At 46.7% G+C, this 12,926-nt stretch carries 12 protein-coding genes and 1 pseudogene; 6 read left to right on the top strand and 7 right to left on the bottom strand.

The genetic code is table 11. The features are described 5' to 3' along the window. Nucleotides 1-39: 39 nt before the first annotated feature. Both hemE and BKE30_RS07535 read left to right on the top strand, forming a co-directional pair. On the top strand, nucleotides 40-1,122 hold the full coding sequence (gene hemE, locus BKE30_RS07540; protein ID WP_076877987.1) for a uroporphyrinogen decarboxylase: 1,083 nt from the start codon (nucleotides 40-42) through the stop codon (nucleotides 1,120-1,122). A gap of 11 nt (nucleotides 1,123-1,133) precedes the next feature. Further along, nucleotides 1,134-1,934: a DUF817 family protein gene (locus BKE30_RS07535; protein ID WP_076877986.1), complete on the top strand. Its 801-nt coding sequence runs from the start codon at nucleotides 1,134-1,136 to the stop codon at nucleotides 1,932-1,934. Between the two features lie 30 nt (nucleotides 1,935-1,964). Here BKE30_RS07535 and BKE30_RS07530 read toward each other — a convergent pair whose 3' ends face one another. Beyond that, complete coding sequence (locus BKE30_RS07530) at nucleotides 1,965-2,585, bottom strand: Type 1 glutamine amidotransferase-like domain-containing protein (protein ID WP_076877985.1); 621 nt, start codon at nucleotides 2,583-2,585, stop codon at nucleotides 1,965-1,967. A gap of 281 nt (nucleotides 2,586-2,866) precedes the next feature. On the opposite strand from BKE30_RS07530, the gene BKE30_RS07525 reads away from it, so the two are divergent. Next, nucleotides 2,867-3,592 carry a GNAT family N-acetyltransferase gene (locus BKE30_RS07525; RefSeq protein WP_076877984.1) on the top strand — a complete coding sequence of 242 codons (726 nt, stop codon included), beginning with the start codon at nucleotides 2,867-2,869 and terminating at the stop codon, nucleotides 3,590-3,592. A 1-nt stretch (nucleotide 3,593) separates the two neighbouring features. Here BKE30_RS07525 and folE read toward each other — a convergent pair whose 3' ends face one another. From folE to BKE30_RS07495, 6 genes are all read right to left on the bottom strand, one after another. Continuing rightward, nucleotides 3,594-4,151: a GTP cyclohydrolase I FolE gene (gene folE, locus BKE30_RS07520; protein WP_076877983.1), complete on the bottom strand. Its 558-nt coding sequence runs from the start codon at nucleotides 4,149-4,151 to the stop codon at nucleotides 3,594-3,596. Between the two features lie 241 nt (nucleotides 4,152-4,392). Beyond that, nucleotides 4,393-5,121: a Smr/MutS family protein gene (locus tag BKE30_RS07515; protein ID WP_076877982.1), complete on the bottom strand. Its 729-nt coding sequence runs from the start codon at nucleotides 5,119-5,121 to the stop codon at nucleotides 4,393-4,395. Nucleotides 5,122-5,246: 125 nt separating this feature from the next. Continuing rightward, entirely contained in the window at nucleotides 5,247-6,065 is an 819-nt protein-coding gene (gene trpC, locus BKE30_RS07510; RefSeq protein ID WP_076878014.1) for an indole-3-glycerol phosphate synthase TrpC, read from the bottom strand. A 65-nt stretch (nucleotides 6,066-6,130) separates the two neighbouring features. Further along, nucleotides 6,131-7,186 (bottom strand): anthranilate phosphoribosyltransferase, encoded by a 1,056-nt coding sequence (gene trpD / locus BKE30_RS07505; RefSeq protein ID WP_076877981.1) that lies wholly within the window; start codon nucleotides 7,184-7,186, stop codon nucleotides 6,131-6,133. Nucleotides 7,187-7,196: 10 nt separating this feature from the next. Then, nucleotides 7,197-7,781, bottom strand: a complete 585-nt coding sequence (locus BKE30_RS07500) for an aminodeoxychorismate/anthranilate synthase component II (protein WP_076877980.1) — start codon at nucleotides 7,779-7,781, stop codon at nucleotides 7,197-7,199. 183 nt (nucleotides 7,782-7,964) lie between these two features. After that, nucleotides 7,965-8,231, bottom strand: a complete 267-nt coding sequence (locus BKE30_RS07495; RefSeq protein WP_076877979.1) for a DksA/TraR family C4-type zinc finger protein — start codon at nucleotides 8,229-8,231, stop codon at nucleotides 7,965-7,967. Between the two features lie 592 nt (nucleotides 8,232-8,823). Here BKE30_RS07495 and glnA point away from each other — a divergent pair. The 3 genes and pseudogenes from glnA to BKE30_RS07480 all read left to right on the top strand — a co-directional run. Continuing rightward, nucleotides 8,824-10,239 carry a type I glutamate--ammonia ligase gene (gene glnA / locus BKE30_RS07490; protein WP_454464559.1) on the top strand — a complete coding sequence of 472 codons (1,416 nt, stop codon included), beginning with the start codon at nucleotides 8,824-8,826 and terminating at the stop codon, nucleotides 10,237-10,239. 432 nt (nucleotides 10,240-10,671) lie between these two features. Next, nucleotides 10,672-12,417: a potassium-transporting ATPase subunit KdpA gene (gene kdpA / locus BKE30_RS07485; RefSeq protein WP_076877977.1), complete on the top strand. Its 1,746-nt coding sequence runs from the start codon at nucleotides 10,672-10,674 to the stop codon at nucleotides 12,415-12,417. A 62-nt stretch (nucleotides 12,418-12,479) separates the two neighbouring features. Continuing rightward, nucleotides 12,480-12,776 (top strand): annotated as a pseudogene (locus BKE30_RS07480) (potassium-transporting ATPase subunit B); the annotation flags it as partial. Between the last annotated feature and the right edge of the window lie 150 nt (nucleotides 12,777-12,926).

Raw genomic sequence — 12,926 nt, 5'->3', positions numbered from 1 at the left:
CAGCCTGCCAATTAAGAAGCTACCGTGAGGAATCCTTCAATGATGCCACTCAAAAATGATCGTTTCCTGCGAGCGCTATTACGTGAACCGGTAGATTGCACACCCGTATGGATGATGCGTCAGGCGGGCCGTTATTTACCAGAATACAAGGCAACCCGTGCGCAGGCTGGCGATTTTTTAAGCCTGTGCAAGAATACCGATCTGGCCTGCGAAGTGACCTTGCAGCCGCTGCGTCGTTATGCGCTGGATGCGGCAATCCTGTTTTCCGATATTTTAACCATTCCCGATGCGATGGGACTGGGCCTGTATTTTGAAGTGGGTGAAGGGCCAAAATTTAGAAAAACAGTGCGTACTGAAACTGACATTGCCCAGCTTGAATGGACCAATCCGGAGGTGTCGCTGGATTATGTGATGAACGCGGTCAAAGCCATCCGTTCAGCACTGGGTGGGCAGGTTCCGCTGATTGGTTTTTCCGGCAGTCCGTGGACACTGGCAACCTATATGATTGAAGGCGGCAGCAGCCGGGAGTTTCAGCACAGTAAAACCATGTTGTATCAATCGCCAGAACTGCTGCATGCCTTACTGGATAAGCTGGCCATTGCCGTCACTGAATATTTAAATGCCCAGATTCGCGCAGGCGCACAGGCTGTTCAGATTTTTGATAGCTGGGGCGGTGCACTGGCCCATTGTGAATATCAGGAATTTTCCTTAAACTACATGAAAAAAATTGTGCAGGGTTTAATCAGGGAACATGATGGACGCCGTGTTCCGGTCATCCTGTTTACCAAGGGCGGCGGGCAATGGTTACCGCAAATGCTGGATAGTGGCGCAGATGCACTGGGGCTGGACTGGACAACCAATTTAAGCATTGCCCGCCAGACGGTTCAGGGCAGGGTGGCTTTGCAGGGTAATCTTGACCCCAGCACATTGTACGGCTCACCGCAACGGATTCGGGCGGCAGTGAAAGCCATGCTGCAAGATGCCTATGCAGACGGCATTCATACCGGTTATGTGGCCAATCTGGGACATGGGATTACCCAATGGGTGAACCCGGAGCATGCAGGTATATTTGTGGATGCCGTGCATGAATACAGCAATGAAATCTTTCAAGCTAATGTATAAATTTTTCTAACGTGTTAAGAACTTTAATCAATGGCAGCATACTGAGCTTGTATGCTGCACTATTTGGTATCCTGCTGCTACTGGCCTTTGTGGTTACCCATCAAATGCATTGGCCAATTGCCGGAATTTATCGCTACGATGCCTTGCTGGCCTATGCCTTGCTCATTCAGGTATTTCTGGTGTATTTCAAGCTGGAAACCGCGCGTGAAGTCTGGGTTATTGCCATTTTCCATGCGATGGCCATGCTGATGGAGCTATTTTTAACCCACCCGAAAATTGGTTCATGGCATTATCCAGAACAAGCTCTGTTCAGAATTGCCAATGTGCCGTTATTTGCCGGGTTTATGTACTCGGCAGTGGGCAGTTTTCTGGCGCGTAGCCTGCGTTTATATCAAGCCTCTTTTGTGCATTTGCCCAGTTTAAAATGGCTTGGTTTACTGGCGGTATTGTCGTATGCCAACTTTTTTACCAAGTTTTTTATTCCGGATATCCGTAATGTGCTGTTTGTAGCATCGGTTGTTTTATTCTGGAAAACGAGGTTGTTATTTTCCATTCAGCAAAAAACGCAGCAAAAACAACAGCATCAGCTTCCTTTTTTACCGCTATTGCTGAGTTTGGCATTTATCGTCTGGCTGGCTGAAAACATTGCTACCTTTGCCAATATCTGGCGTTATCCATCACAGGCTACGCAATGGCACATGGTCGGCTGGGGCAAGCTGGGGTCGTGGTATTTGCTGCTCACGTTAAGTCTGGTGCTGGTGCTGGCAGTGATGGGTAAGCGGGATGCTACAGGGAGCTGGCGCTTGCGCTGATTTATCAGCATTGATTGACTGACGTTATAGTTATGCAGTGCCGCCAATTTCAACCTCATTATTTATTACTTTAATAAACTGCGTATTACTAATGGGATATAAAGAAAGCTGATGTTGGTAGCGATTCAAGGTTTGTTCAGCGGTTTCCTTAAATGGCAGATTGCCATAATGTGGAAGCAGATAAAAGTCCACCATATTTAAAGCAGTATAATCTGTCAGTAGCGGTGCCTTATCTTTTTCATCCATCAAACCAATATAATCAATATCAGGCGCGACAATGACACTGCCGGCTGATGTACCAATGTAAGGCTTGCCTTGTTGGATTTGCTGAATAATTATCTGGTCTGCACCTGATTTTTTGAGCTTTTGTAATAAGTAAAATGTATTGCCGCCGCCAATAAAAATATAATCATTCAAAGTAATTTTTTGCTCAATTAAGGATAATGGAGCGATGGCGATATCCAGTTCATCAACGATCACTCCAAGTTCTTCAAAGGCCAGCTTATCGTTTTGCATGTAATGATTCACTTCTTCCAGATTACTAGCCGTTGGAATAAAAGTAACAGTTTTGCCCTGCACATTATCGCCAATGAAATCAACAAAGTATTTGCTAACATCAGCAAAGGAAGATGCTAAAAATAATTTTTTCATATTGAACTGTCCAATTAAAAACCGTTTTTAGGATTCAGCTATGCTATTAAAGTCCTGCTTTATTTATGTTGATGTTGTGTAGTAGCTAAAAAGTATTGGCGCAGTCATACGGGGTCGATCAGCATATTCTATAGCCAGCATTTGCATCATTTAAAAATTTAATCAGATCGAATTTTGAATCCGGTAGAATCCTTAAAACATATTATCTATCTAGGCTCGATAAAAAATTCCCTAGCCTAGGCTGTTTTAACAAGTCAACTCTTAACCTAAAGATTTTTATAATGAATAAAATACTCGTGCCACATTTATACACTGAATTCAATCCATTTGGGCAACCCGTTGGTCAATTGCTGGAAAACTGGCAAGGTGCTACCAAGCCACTACCGCAGCTGCTTAACGGACAGCATAGCCAGCTTATTCCTGTGAGCTTTGAGCAACATGCCGATGCGCTGTGGGCGTTAGTCAATCAGGAGCCGGATGCGTCATGCTGGACGTATTTGCCATATGGGCCGTTTGCCTCGCAAGCACTGTTTAACAACTGGCTTCAAATCATTTTGGCTGAAGACTTACTGTTATATGGTATTTTTACAAGCGGGCAAATTCAGGGCTGGTGTGCGCTGATGCGGGCAGATTGCAAAGCAGGTAGCATAGAAATTGGCCATGTCTATTATTCGTTAGGCTTACGGCGCACACTGGCAGCGACTGAAGCTCTGTTTTTATTGATGCAGCAGGTATTTGCGCTGGATTATCGTCGCTGTGAGTGGAAATGTAATGATCTTAATCTTCCTTCCAAACAGGCGGCGTTGCGGCTGGGTTTTAAATATGAAGGATTATTCCGGCAGGCCACGGTGGTGAAAGGCCATAATCGCAATACAGCTTGGTTTTCTATGCTGGATAGTGAATGGCCGCAATATGAACACGCCCTACGGCGTTGGTTAAATCCTGATAACTTTGATGCAGCGGGTCAGCAAAAATTGAGTTTGCAGCAGTGCCGGAATGATTTGTAGGCTAAATGTTTTCACCGGGTACAGCCATTAAAAATTCCTGACGTGCCTGTGTATTGGTGGAAAATTCACCCAGCATAGACACACTACGCGTGCTGGAATGCTGCTTTTGCACGCCACGCATCATCATGCACATGTGCGCGGCATCCATCACCACGGCTGCACCGCGAGCCCCAGTCGCATCCATTACCGCCTGTGCAATTTGCTGGGTCAGGTTTTCCTGAATCTGCAAGCGACGTGAATACATATCAACAATGCGGGCAAACTTTGACAAACCCAGCACATGACCATTGGGTAAATAGGCAATATGTGCCTGCCCCATAAATGGCAATAAGTGATGCTCGCACAGGGAGTAAAATTCAATGCCTTTAACCAGTACCATTTCACGGTTGGTGGATGGAAATACCGCATTGTTGGTGACTTCATCCAGCGACTGGTTATAGCCATGCGTCAAAAACGAGAATGCCTTGGCAGCACGGGCAGGGGTATCAAGCAGTCCTGGACGTTCTAAATCTTCACCAATGGCAGAAATGATATTGGCGTAAGATTGTTGCATAGTCATTGTGTCAGATCACCTAATTTGGCAGAAAAGCAGTCTTGTCAGAAGCTGGGTCTGGCAGAAACCAAGTTTGGCCTGCAATTTGTCTTGGTTACGAGTGGCAGGACAAGGCTTACTGGTATTGAGGGGGCTCATTATACCAGAAAAAAGTGATACCAGAAAAAGGCAACATTAGAAAAAGCTAAAGTGAGAATATGGTCAGCTCAGGCTATTTTTTCAAAGTTTAGCCATCCGGTTATGGTAGTCAACGTGCTTTTGGCTTGGCCGGATTGGCTTTGTCATCACTAGACTGGCGCTCAGCGCGCTTAATCAATACCAGCACAGCACCCGTTCCACCCTGTTCTGCTGGTGCACTAACAAACGCCAGTACTTCGCGGTGTTGACGCAACCAACCATTCACATAAGTCTTCAAAATGGCTTGTGGCCCTTTGCCATGTACAATCTTGATCACATTTTCATTGGCTTGTCGTGCCATTTCAATAATTTGCAGTACCGCACTGCGGGCTTCTTCAATAGTACAGCCATGCAGGTCAACGGCTTCATACCAGCGCAGCTTGCCTGCTTTTAACTGCTCAAAAATACGATGCTGCAAGGTGGCTAGCCGATAGCTTAAAACGGCTTCACTGGCTACCGGATTTAGCATGGCCTGCGTATCGGAAATGCCCTGCATGCCTGCTTCATCTACACCCACGGCTGCAGCACGCCGTGCCAGAATCTGCGCGCTGGGTTTTTTTGGCCTAGCAGTGGCAGGTACAGGCGTTTCATCGGTTTTTATGGGCCTAACGCCACGCATGGCCTGCGCAAACAGCTTGTCATCATCCGGGGTTTCTTGTGCCCTCTTGCTGGATGCGGTTTGAATAGGAGTAGTCTTGGCAGATGCGGCTGTAGCAGAAACCGGCGCAGCTTTAAGTTGCTGCTTTAATTCCCGTAAAGCCTGTTGTGTGTCCTGATTGAAGGAGGAGGATTTAGCCATAGTATGCCTTTTATGCCATCAAAAAGCAGGCCCCTGGTCAGCAAACCAAATAGCAGGCAAGCCAGAAAAGGGGCCAAACGATTAAAACAGGATATTCAATTTGCCTAAATTCAGGCAATCAGTAATTACATAGAACTACTGATATTTTTAGGTTGGCCAAACAACTGGGTTAAGGCAGTACCCGGATTTTCCTCACGCATGAAGCTTTCGCCCACCAGAAAACTGTTAACGCCATTGGCCAGCATCAGGTCTACATCATTCCGGGTTTTAATACCGCTTTCAGTGACCAGCATACGGTCATTGGGCACATACTGTTTTAGGCCCAGCGTGACATTCAGGCTAACTGCAAAGTTTTTCAGGTTGCGGTTGTTGATGCCAATAATGGCAGAATCGGGCAGCTTCAAGGCGCGATCCAGCTCACTATGGTTATGGACTTCAACCAGTACATCCATGCCATGTTCATACGCCAGTGAGGCCATTTCCTGCATCTGGTCGTCGGACAGGCAGGCAGCAATTAACAGTACACAATCCGCTTCCAGCACACGGCTTTCAATAATCTGGTAAGGCGAAATCATAAAATCCTTACGCAAGGCCGGCAGTTTGCTTACACTGCGCGCCAGTTTCAGGTTCTGGTCATTGCCGGCAAAAAAATCAATGTCGGTCAGTACCGACAGGCAGGCCGCCCCGGCTTTTTCATACTGGGTTGCAATTTCTGCGGGTTTAAAGTTTGCCCGGATCACACCCTGTGAGGGAGAGGCCTTTTTGATTTCAGCAATGACAGCAGGTTTTTTGCCTTGCAATGCCCTGGCAAAACCGCGCGGAGGTGAGGCAAGCTTTGCCTGTTGTTCCAGCTCATTTAGCGACAGTTTTTGCTCGCGCAACTCAACTTCTTCACGTTTACGGGCGACAATCTTTGCAAGAATAGTGTCTTCTGTCCGTACCATATCCATTCAAGTCCTAAAATAAAGTGATCATAACAACTGCTGGTCAAATGGACGCCAGCGCTCTGTCAGGGCTGGAGGTTGACTGACTGAGTCAGACTCTGGCTAAATTCAGCTAAAATTGACATTTTTTCCAAAGCCTGCCCGCCATAAATGATGTCCTGGGCCAAGCTGATTCCGTGTGCAAGCGTAGGGCTTAATCCTGAGACATAGATCCCAGCGCCGGCATTTAGTGTGATCATGTTGGCAGCTTTTTCACCTGCATCTGATTTATTGCGCCCCAGGGCATCCCTGATCAGCTTGAGACTCTGCCGGGAATTTGCAACATCCAGACCAATCAGGCTCTGGCTTGCAATGCCATAGTCTTCCGGCACAAATTCCCACTCGGTAATGCTGCCGTCTTTTAACTCGGCCACATACGTGGTTTGGGCAAGGCTGATTTCATCAAGGCCATCCCTGGAATGTACCACCAGCGCATGCACTGTTCCCAGCTGGCGCAGTACCTCGGCCAGCGGCCGGCAAAGCCGCTGGTTAAAAACCCCGACTACCAGGCGCTGGGCACCGGCCGGATTGGTCAAGGGTCCCAGCAAATTAAACAGGGTACGCATGCCCAGCTCACGGCGTGGACCAATGGCATGGCGCATGGCAGCATGATGATTGGGGGCATATAAAAACCCTACGCCAATTTCGCGAATACACCGTTCAGTTTGGGTAACCGTTAAATCCAGTCTGATACCGGCCTGTTCCAGCAGGTCGGAACTGCCGGATTTGCTGGAAACCCCGCGGTTACCATGTTTGGCCACCGAAGCACCGGCAGCGGCAGCAACAAAGGCAGCCGCAGTGGACACATTAAACAAATGCTGGCCATCACCGCCTGTACCGACAATATCAATCAGGTGGGGCAAATCTGACACCTGAACCGGTAGCATCAGCTCACGCATTACCCGGGCCGCTGCGGTAATTTCGTCAATACTTTCCCCTTTCATGCGCAGGCCGACCAGCAGCCCGCCAATCTGGGCACTGGTGGCTTCACCTGTCATGATCACGCGCATCACATCGCCCATTTCAGACTGGGAAAGGTCAATATGACGTACAACCTGATCCAGGGCAGTTTGAATGTCCATGTGCTACCCCTTAGGCATATTCATCAATGAAGTTTTTAAGCAACTGATGGCCATGTTCACTTAAAATGGATTCAGGGTGAAACTGCACCCCTTCAATGGGCAGGGTTTTATGCCGCAAACCCATAATTTCATCGCGCTGGCCATCCGCAGTCTGGGTCCATGCAGTAACTTCCAGACAGTCCGGCAGGGTGGTTTTATCCACCACCAGAGAGTGATAGCGCGTGGCCTGATAGGGACTGGTCAAGCCCTTAAACATTCCAGCATTGGCATGATACATGGCAGACAAACGGCCATGCATGACTTCGCGCGCACGCACCACAGCACCACCAAAGGCCTGCCCAATGGCCTGATGGCCCAGACAAACCCCCAGCAGGGGAATTTTACCGGCAAAATGGTGAATGGCCTGCAGTGAAATTCCGGCTTCAGTGGGCGAGCAGGGGCCAGGGCCAATCACAATGTATTGTGGCTGCCATGCTTCAATCTGCTCAATGGTCACCTGATCATTACGAATAACCTTGACATCCTGCTCCAGCTCACCAAGATACTGGACAATGTTGTAGGTAAACGAGTCATAATTATCGAGCATCAGAAGCATCGTATTTGCAACCTTATGAAAACAGAAAATTTATTTCATCTAAAGAGGTCGGAATGCCTGTTGAGGAATCCACAGGGTCAAGGGTATTTCAAACAACACCCTTGAAGCTCTTATCTTAACAGTTATGTCATTATGTTTAAATCTTTAAACCCAACAATGTCGCGCTATGGATTTGAAGCTTATTCAACGCAACTGGCTATCCTTGCTGCCACGACGGTTAAATAGTTCAAACTTTCTGGCATGGGCTTCAAGCTTGCTTTGGCATGCTACACAATGCTGCACACCGGGCAGGGCAAGCTGGCGTGCTTTAGGGATAGGCTTGTCGCATTCCTCGCAAGTTTCTGCACTCGGGCCTGATGGAATGGCATGTCTGGCCCGTTGCAATGCATCATTTACTGTTGCTTCGATTTGTTCCTGTTCTGCGCCATCATGTGCCCAGCCGCCAGCCATATTTATCTCCAGTTGTGAACTTGATCAACGATGGTTTTAACTCACCGTATTTGAATCAATTAGGGGATTTTCTATTATTTATATGGGGCCTAAATACGCTATTTTCAATCCGGTAGGCGTTTTGCTACGGTCTTGCTCAACAGCTTACCTTTAGAGATGAGCCAATTTGGTGCAATATTCATGTAAACATCAAAAAGGGAGCTGAAATAATAAAGGCTCAATTTACTAATTTATATGATAAAAATATAAATTTACTAGGGTAGGTGGCAGGGAAATACTGCAATGCGCTGTATTAGGGCCAGCCTTCATTGATTTTTTATAATAAATATTGGAATTTTGCACCTTTTTGGTGCTATAGAAAACCTTTTACTGCAATAACAGAATTAATGATGGCAGATGGTGCATTTTTTTTAAGAGTGCGTATAATTTGTGGCGTATTATTTTTAGGCCCTCAACAAATATTTCTTTTAAATTTATTAACTTATGAATTTTAAAGAAAATTGGTATGGCTTTTGCTAATATATCAGGTATTAAATTTGTAAGGCGCACCTACAGGGTGCAGTTACCCAATACTGGGCAATACTGGAGCAAAGTGAGCATGGCAAATAAAGTCCTCAACTTAATTAAAGAGCACGAGGCCAAGTGGGTCGATTTTCGTTTTACAGACACGCGCGGTAAAGAACAACACGTTACTTTCCCGGCTGGCACTGTCGATGAAGATACCTTCGAAGATGGCAAAATGTTTGACGGTTCTTCCATTGCTGGCTGGAAAGGCATTGAAGCATCTGACATGATTTTGCGTCCAGATCCTGAAACTGCTTTTATCGACCCGTTCTTTGAAGCCACCACTGTTGTGGTTACCTGTGACGTGATCGAGCCTTCAACTGGCCAGGGTTATGACCGTGATCCACGTTCCATTGCTCGTCGCGCTGAAGAGTATTTAAAGTCTACCGGTATTGGCGACACTGCATTCTTTGGTCCAGAACCAGAATTCTTTGTATTTGACGAAGTAAAATTTGACATCGATATGTCAGGTGCGCGTCATACTATTTATGCTGAAGAAGCAGCCTGGTCTACCAACAAAGACTACGAAGCTGGTAACACTGGTCACCGTCCTCGTGTTAAGGGTGGTTATTTCCCGGTTCCTCCAGTTGATAGCGCGCATGACCTGCGTGTTGCCATGTGTGATGCCATTGAAGCCATTCTGGGCGAAGGCAAAGTTGAAGTGCAGCACCACGAAGTGGCCTCTTGCCAGTCTGAAATTGGTGTAAGCTTTAACACGCTGGTTCGCAAGGGTGACGAAGTTCAGGCCACTAAATATGCCATTTTGAATGTTGCGCATCAGTTTGGCAAAACCGCAACCTTCATGCCAAAACCAATCGTTGGTGATAACGGTTCAGGTATGCACGTTCACATGTCCATCAGCAAAGACGGCAAAAACCTGTTTGCGGGTGATGAATATGCTGGTTTGTCTGAACTGGCGCTATTCTTCATTGGCGGTGTGATCAAGCACGCACGTTCACTGAATGCGATTACCAATCCGTCAACCAACTCGTACAAGCGTCTGGTTCCGCATTTTGAAGCCCCGATCATGCTGGCTTATTCTGCGAAAAACCGTTCTGCCTCTATCCGTATTCCTTACGTATCCAGCCCGAAAGGCAAGCGTATTGAAGCGCGTTTCCCGGATTCTACTGCCAACCCGTACCTGTGCTTTGCTGCACTGTTAATGGCTGGTATTGATGGTATCCAGAACAAGATTCATCCGGGTGAAGCAGCTGACAAGAACCTGTATGACTTGCCGCCTGAAGAAGAAGCCAAGATCCCAACCGTTGCCCATAGCCTGGAAATGGCATTGGATGCACTGAAAGCGGATCATGACTACCTCACTAAAGGTGGTGTGTTCACCCAGGAAATGCTGGACGCGTATGTTGAGCTGAAAATGGAAGACGTACGTCGCCTGAACACCACAACTCACCCTGTTGAGTTTGAGATGTACTATAGCTGCTAATTAAAATAGCAGTATTAAGGCGTCCCTTTAAACTGGAGGGACATCTTAATTTAAGCCCAGAAGCATTGGTATCATTGCTTCCGGGCTTTTTATTGTCTTGTGCATTTTGATATGCTGGAATGAAATCCGGCTGTTTTTTCCTTTTGTTTTAGTCATTATCCAACGGATGATATTGGTAATTAGAACTAAAAATCTGCCTAATACCTCATAAAAAACTGGACAAATTTTTCTCAAAATCTTGTCTGGCCTGATTAATGATCCCTGATTCAACCTTTGAGCCGTAATAACACTATAGCGGCAAGTTAGAAGCAGTCAGGATTATCAATTTTACGCAGAATTTACGCCAAAGCCTTTTTTCAATATAGAGAATTTACGACCTGATTTTTCATACTGATTTGTAGGAAAACTTCCTGCGAATAATCAGGTGTAGAAATGTGGGTAACTCTTATTGTTTTTTGTTTAGCCATCTTGTTGGCTTATTCGCTGGGGAATTATCTGGCTGCCGTAATGCAGGGCAGGCCTATGAAAACGGACAGGTTATTTTGCTGGTTTGAGCAACCTGTGTACCGGATTTTAGGGGTTAACCCACAATCGGGTATGTCTGTCCGCCATTATATTAATGCATTTCTAATGAGTAGCCTGTTGTTACTGCTGGTGGTTTGCGGCATTTTTATGACCCAGCAATGGCTACCACTTAACCCTAACGATGCCCCCAACATGAACTGGGATCTGGCCCTGCATACCAGTATTTCTTTTTTAACCAATACCAACCAGCAGCATTATTCCGGTCAGGCCCAGCTTTCTCATCTGTCACAAATGACAGGAATTGTGGGATTACAGGTCATTACACCCATGATGGGTCTGGCTTTGGTGGTTGCTACCTTACGGGGCTTATTTTACCGCCATCCCCAAAACACGGCTGATCAGAATGAGGCTGTAGAAAACTCGCTTAACAGCCATGCGCGACCTACAACTGAAGTGCCTGTTAATGTGGGCAATTTCTGGGCTGATGTCATTCGTCCAGCGTGCCGATTTTTAATTCCCTTATGTGTAATCTGGGCGCTTTTGCTAACCAGTCAGGGAGTGCCATCAACGTTTGCAGGTGGGCCAATAGTACAGGTGCTGGATCAGCAGGCTGAGCCAAACGACCAGAAAATTCCGTTAGGGCCAGTGGCAGCTATGGTGGCTAGCAAGCAACTGGGCAGTAATGGCGGTGGCTGGTATGGGCCAAACAGTGCAGTGCCCCTGGAAAATCCAACCCCGCTTTCCAATATGCTGGAATTACTGGCAATCCTGCTCATTCCCATGTCAGTGATATTTATGATTGGCAAGTTCACCCAGCGTAAAAAATTCATGCTGATGGTACTGGGCAGTATGTTGCTGATGTCGGTGCTTTCAACAGGTCTTGCTTTGTGGTCAGAAGGTTATTCAGCCACCAGCCATAGCATGTCACTCATGGAAGGCAAGGAGGTACGCTTTGGTGCAGATGCTTCTGCGTTATGGCTGGCACTAACCACGCAGGTAAATAATGGCTCGGTCAATATGATGCACGATTCGGCAGCACCGCTGACTGGCTTGGTGGCGTTGTCCAATATGCTGATTAATACCATCTGGGGTGGTGTGGGCTGTGGCTTGCAGCAGTTTATCGTGTATTTGCTGCTGGCAGTATTTGTGGCTGGGCTGATGACGGGCCGTACTCCCGAATTGTTTGGCCGCAAGATTGAAGCCTATGAAATTAAATTACTGGCAGTGCTGATTGTGCTGCAACCACTGGTTATTTTGGGATTTACCGCAGTAACGCTATGGTTCCCCGCCATTACCGTCCACTCTAATCCCGCTTTTCACGGCATCAGTCAGGTGTTCTATGAGTATGTTTCCGCATTTGCCAATAATGGGTCAGGGTTTGAGGGCCTTGGTGACAATACGCTGTGGTGGAATTTGAGTTGTAGTATTGTCCTGCTGCTTGGCCGCTATCCTGCCTTGATTATTCCTTTGCTGATTGCGGCGAGTCTGGCCGGTAAACGACACGCGCCTGAAAGTACCGGTAGCCTGCAAGTTGAAACCCCAACCTTTGCCTTAACGCTGGTTGCGATTGTGGTGATTTTAACCCTGCTGCAATTTATGCCGGTACTGGTGCTTGGACCTGTTGCAGATCACGTGTTGCTGGTTGGCAGCTAAAGTCTAAAAAAATCTGTTTAACCCATCAGGCTTATCCGTACTGGATCAAAAGGCATTAGACCATGAATACATTAAATTCCCTTGTAGACGCATACGCACTAAAACAGGCTTTCCTTAAACTTGCACCCCAGCACATGATTAAAAATCCAGTGATGGCACTGGTCTGGCTGGGCACACTCATTACACTGATAGCCACTGTGGCCGGTTGGACAGATTTTACATTTGGCTTCATCGTTACCCTGCTTTTATTGCTCACGGTACTGTTTAGTAATTATGCCGAAGCGGTGGCAGAAGCCAGAGGGCGCGGGCAGGCTGCATCATTACGACAGGCACGCCAGAACCTGATGGCTAGTGAGTTGCTAGTTTTATTTAAATCAAAAATAATCAGCTTGTTTTAAAAAATTATCAGTCAACCAAAACAGAGTCAAACCGCAACTTCCAGCAGATTAACCGACAATAAAAACTTAAGCCAAACTTAAAAATTAATTTTTTAGAAAAATACTAGAAAA

Source organism: Alkanindiges hydrocarboniclasticus (assembly GCF_001982605.1).
Classification (GTDB): domain Bacteria; phylum Pseudomonadota; class Gammaproteobacteria; order Pseudomonadales; family Moraxellaceae; genus Alkanindiges; species Alkanindiges hydrocarboniclasticus.
This window is presented reverse-complemented; position numbering and strand designations above follow the sequence as displayed.

What these genes read in the sequence shown, in the direction of transcription:
- hemE (WP_076877987.1), top strand. Translation starts at nt 40, where the DNA reads ATGATGCCACTCAAAAATGATCGTTTCCTGCGAGCGCTATTACGTGAA.
- BKE30_RS07530 (WP_076877985.1), bottom strand. Translation starts at nt 2,585, where the DNA reads ATGAAAAAATTATTTTTAGCATCTTCCTTTGCTGATGTTAGCAAATAC.
- BKE30_RS07525 (WP_076877984.1), top strand. Translation starts at nt 2,867, where the DNA reads ATGAATAAAATACTCGTGCCACATTTATACACTGAATTCAATCCATTT.
- folE (WP_076877983.1), bottom strand. Translation starts at nt 4,151, where the DNA reads ATGACTATGCAACAATCTTACGCCAATATCATTTCTGCCATTGGTGAA.
- BKE30_RS07515 (WP_076877982.1), bottom strand. Translation starts at nt 5,121, where the DNA reads ATGGCTAAATCCTCCTCCTTCAATCAGGACACACAACAGGCTTTACGG.
- trpC (WP_076878014.1), bottom strand. Translation starts at nt 6,065, where the DNA reads ATGGTACGGACAGAAGACACTATTCTTGCAAAGATTGTCGCCCGTAAA.
- trpD (WP_076877981.1), bottom strand. Translation starts at nt 7,186, where the DNA reads ATGGACATTCAAACTGCCCTGGATCAGGTTGTACGTCATATTGACCTT.
- BKE30_RS07500 (WP_076877980.1), bottom strand. Translation starts at nt 7,781, where the DNA reads ATGCTTCTGATGCTCGATAATTATGACTCGTTTACCTACAACATTGTC.
- BKE30_RS07495 (WP_076877979.1), bottom strand. Translation starts at nt 8,231, where the DNA reads ATGGCTGGCGGCTGGGCACATGATGGCGCAGAACAGGAACAAATCGAA.
- kdpA (WP_076877977.1), top strand. Translation starts at nt 10,672, where the DNA reads ATGTGGGTAACTCTTATTGTTTTTTGTTTAGCCATCTTGTTGGCTTAT.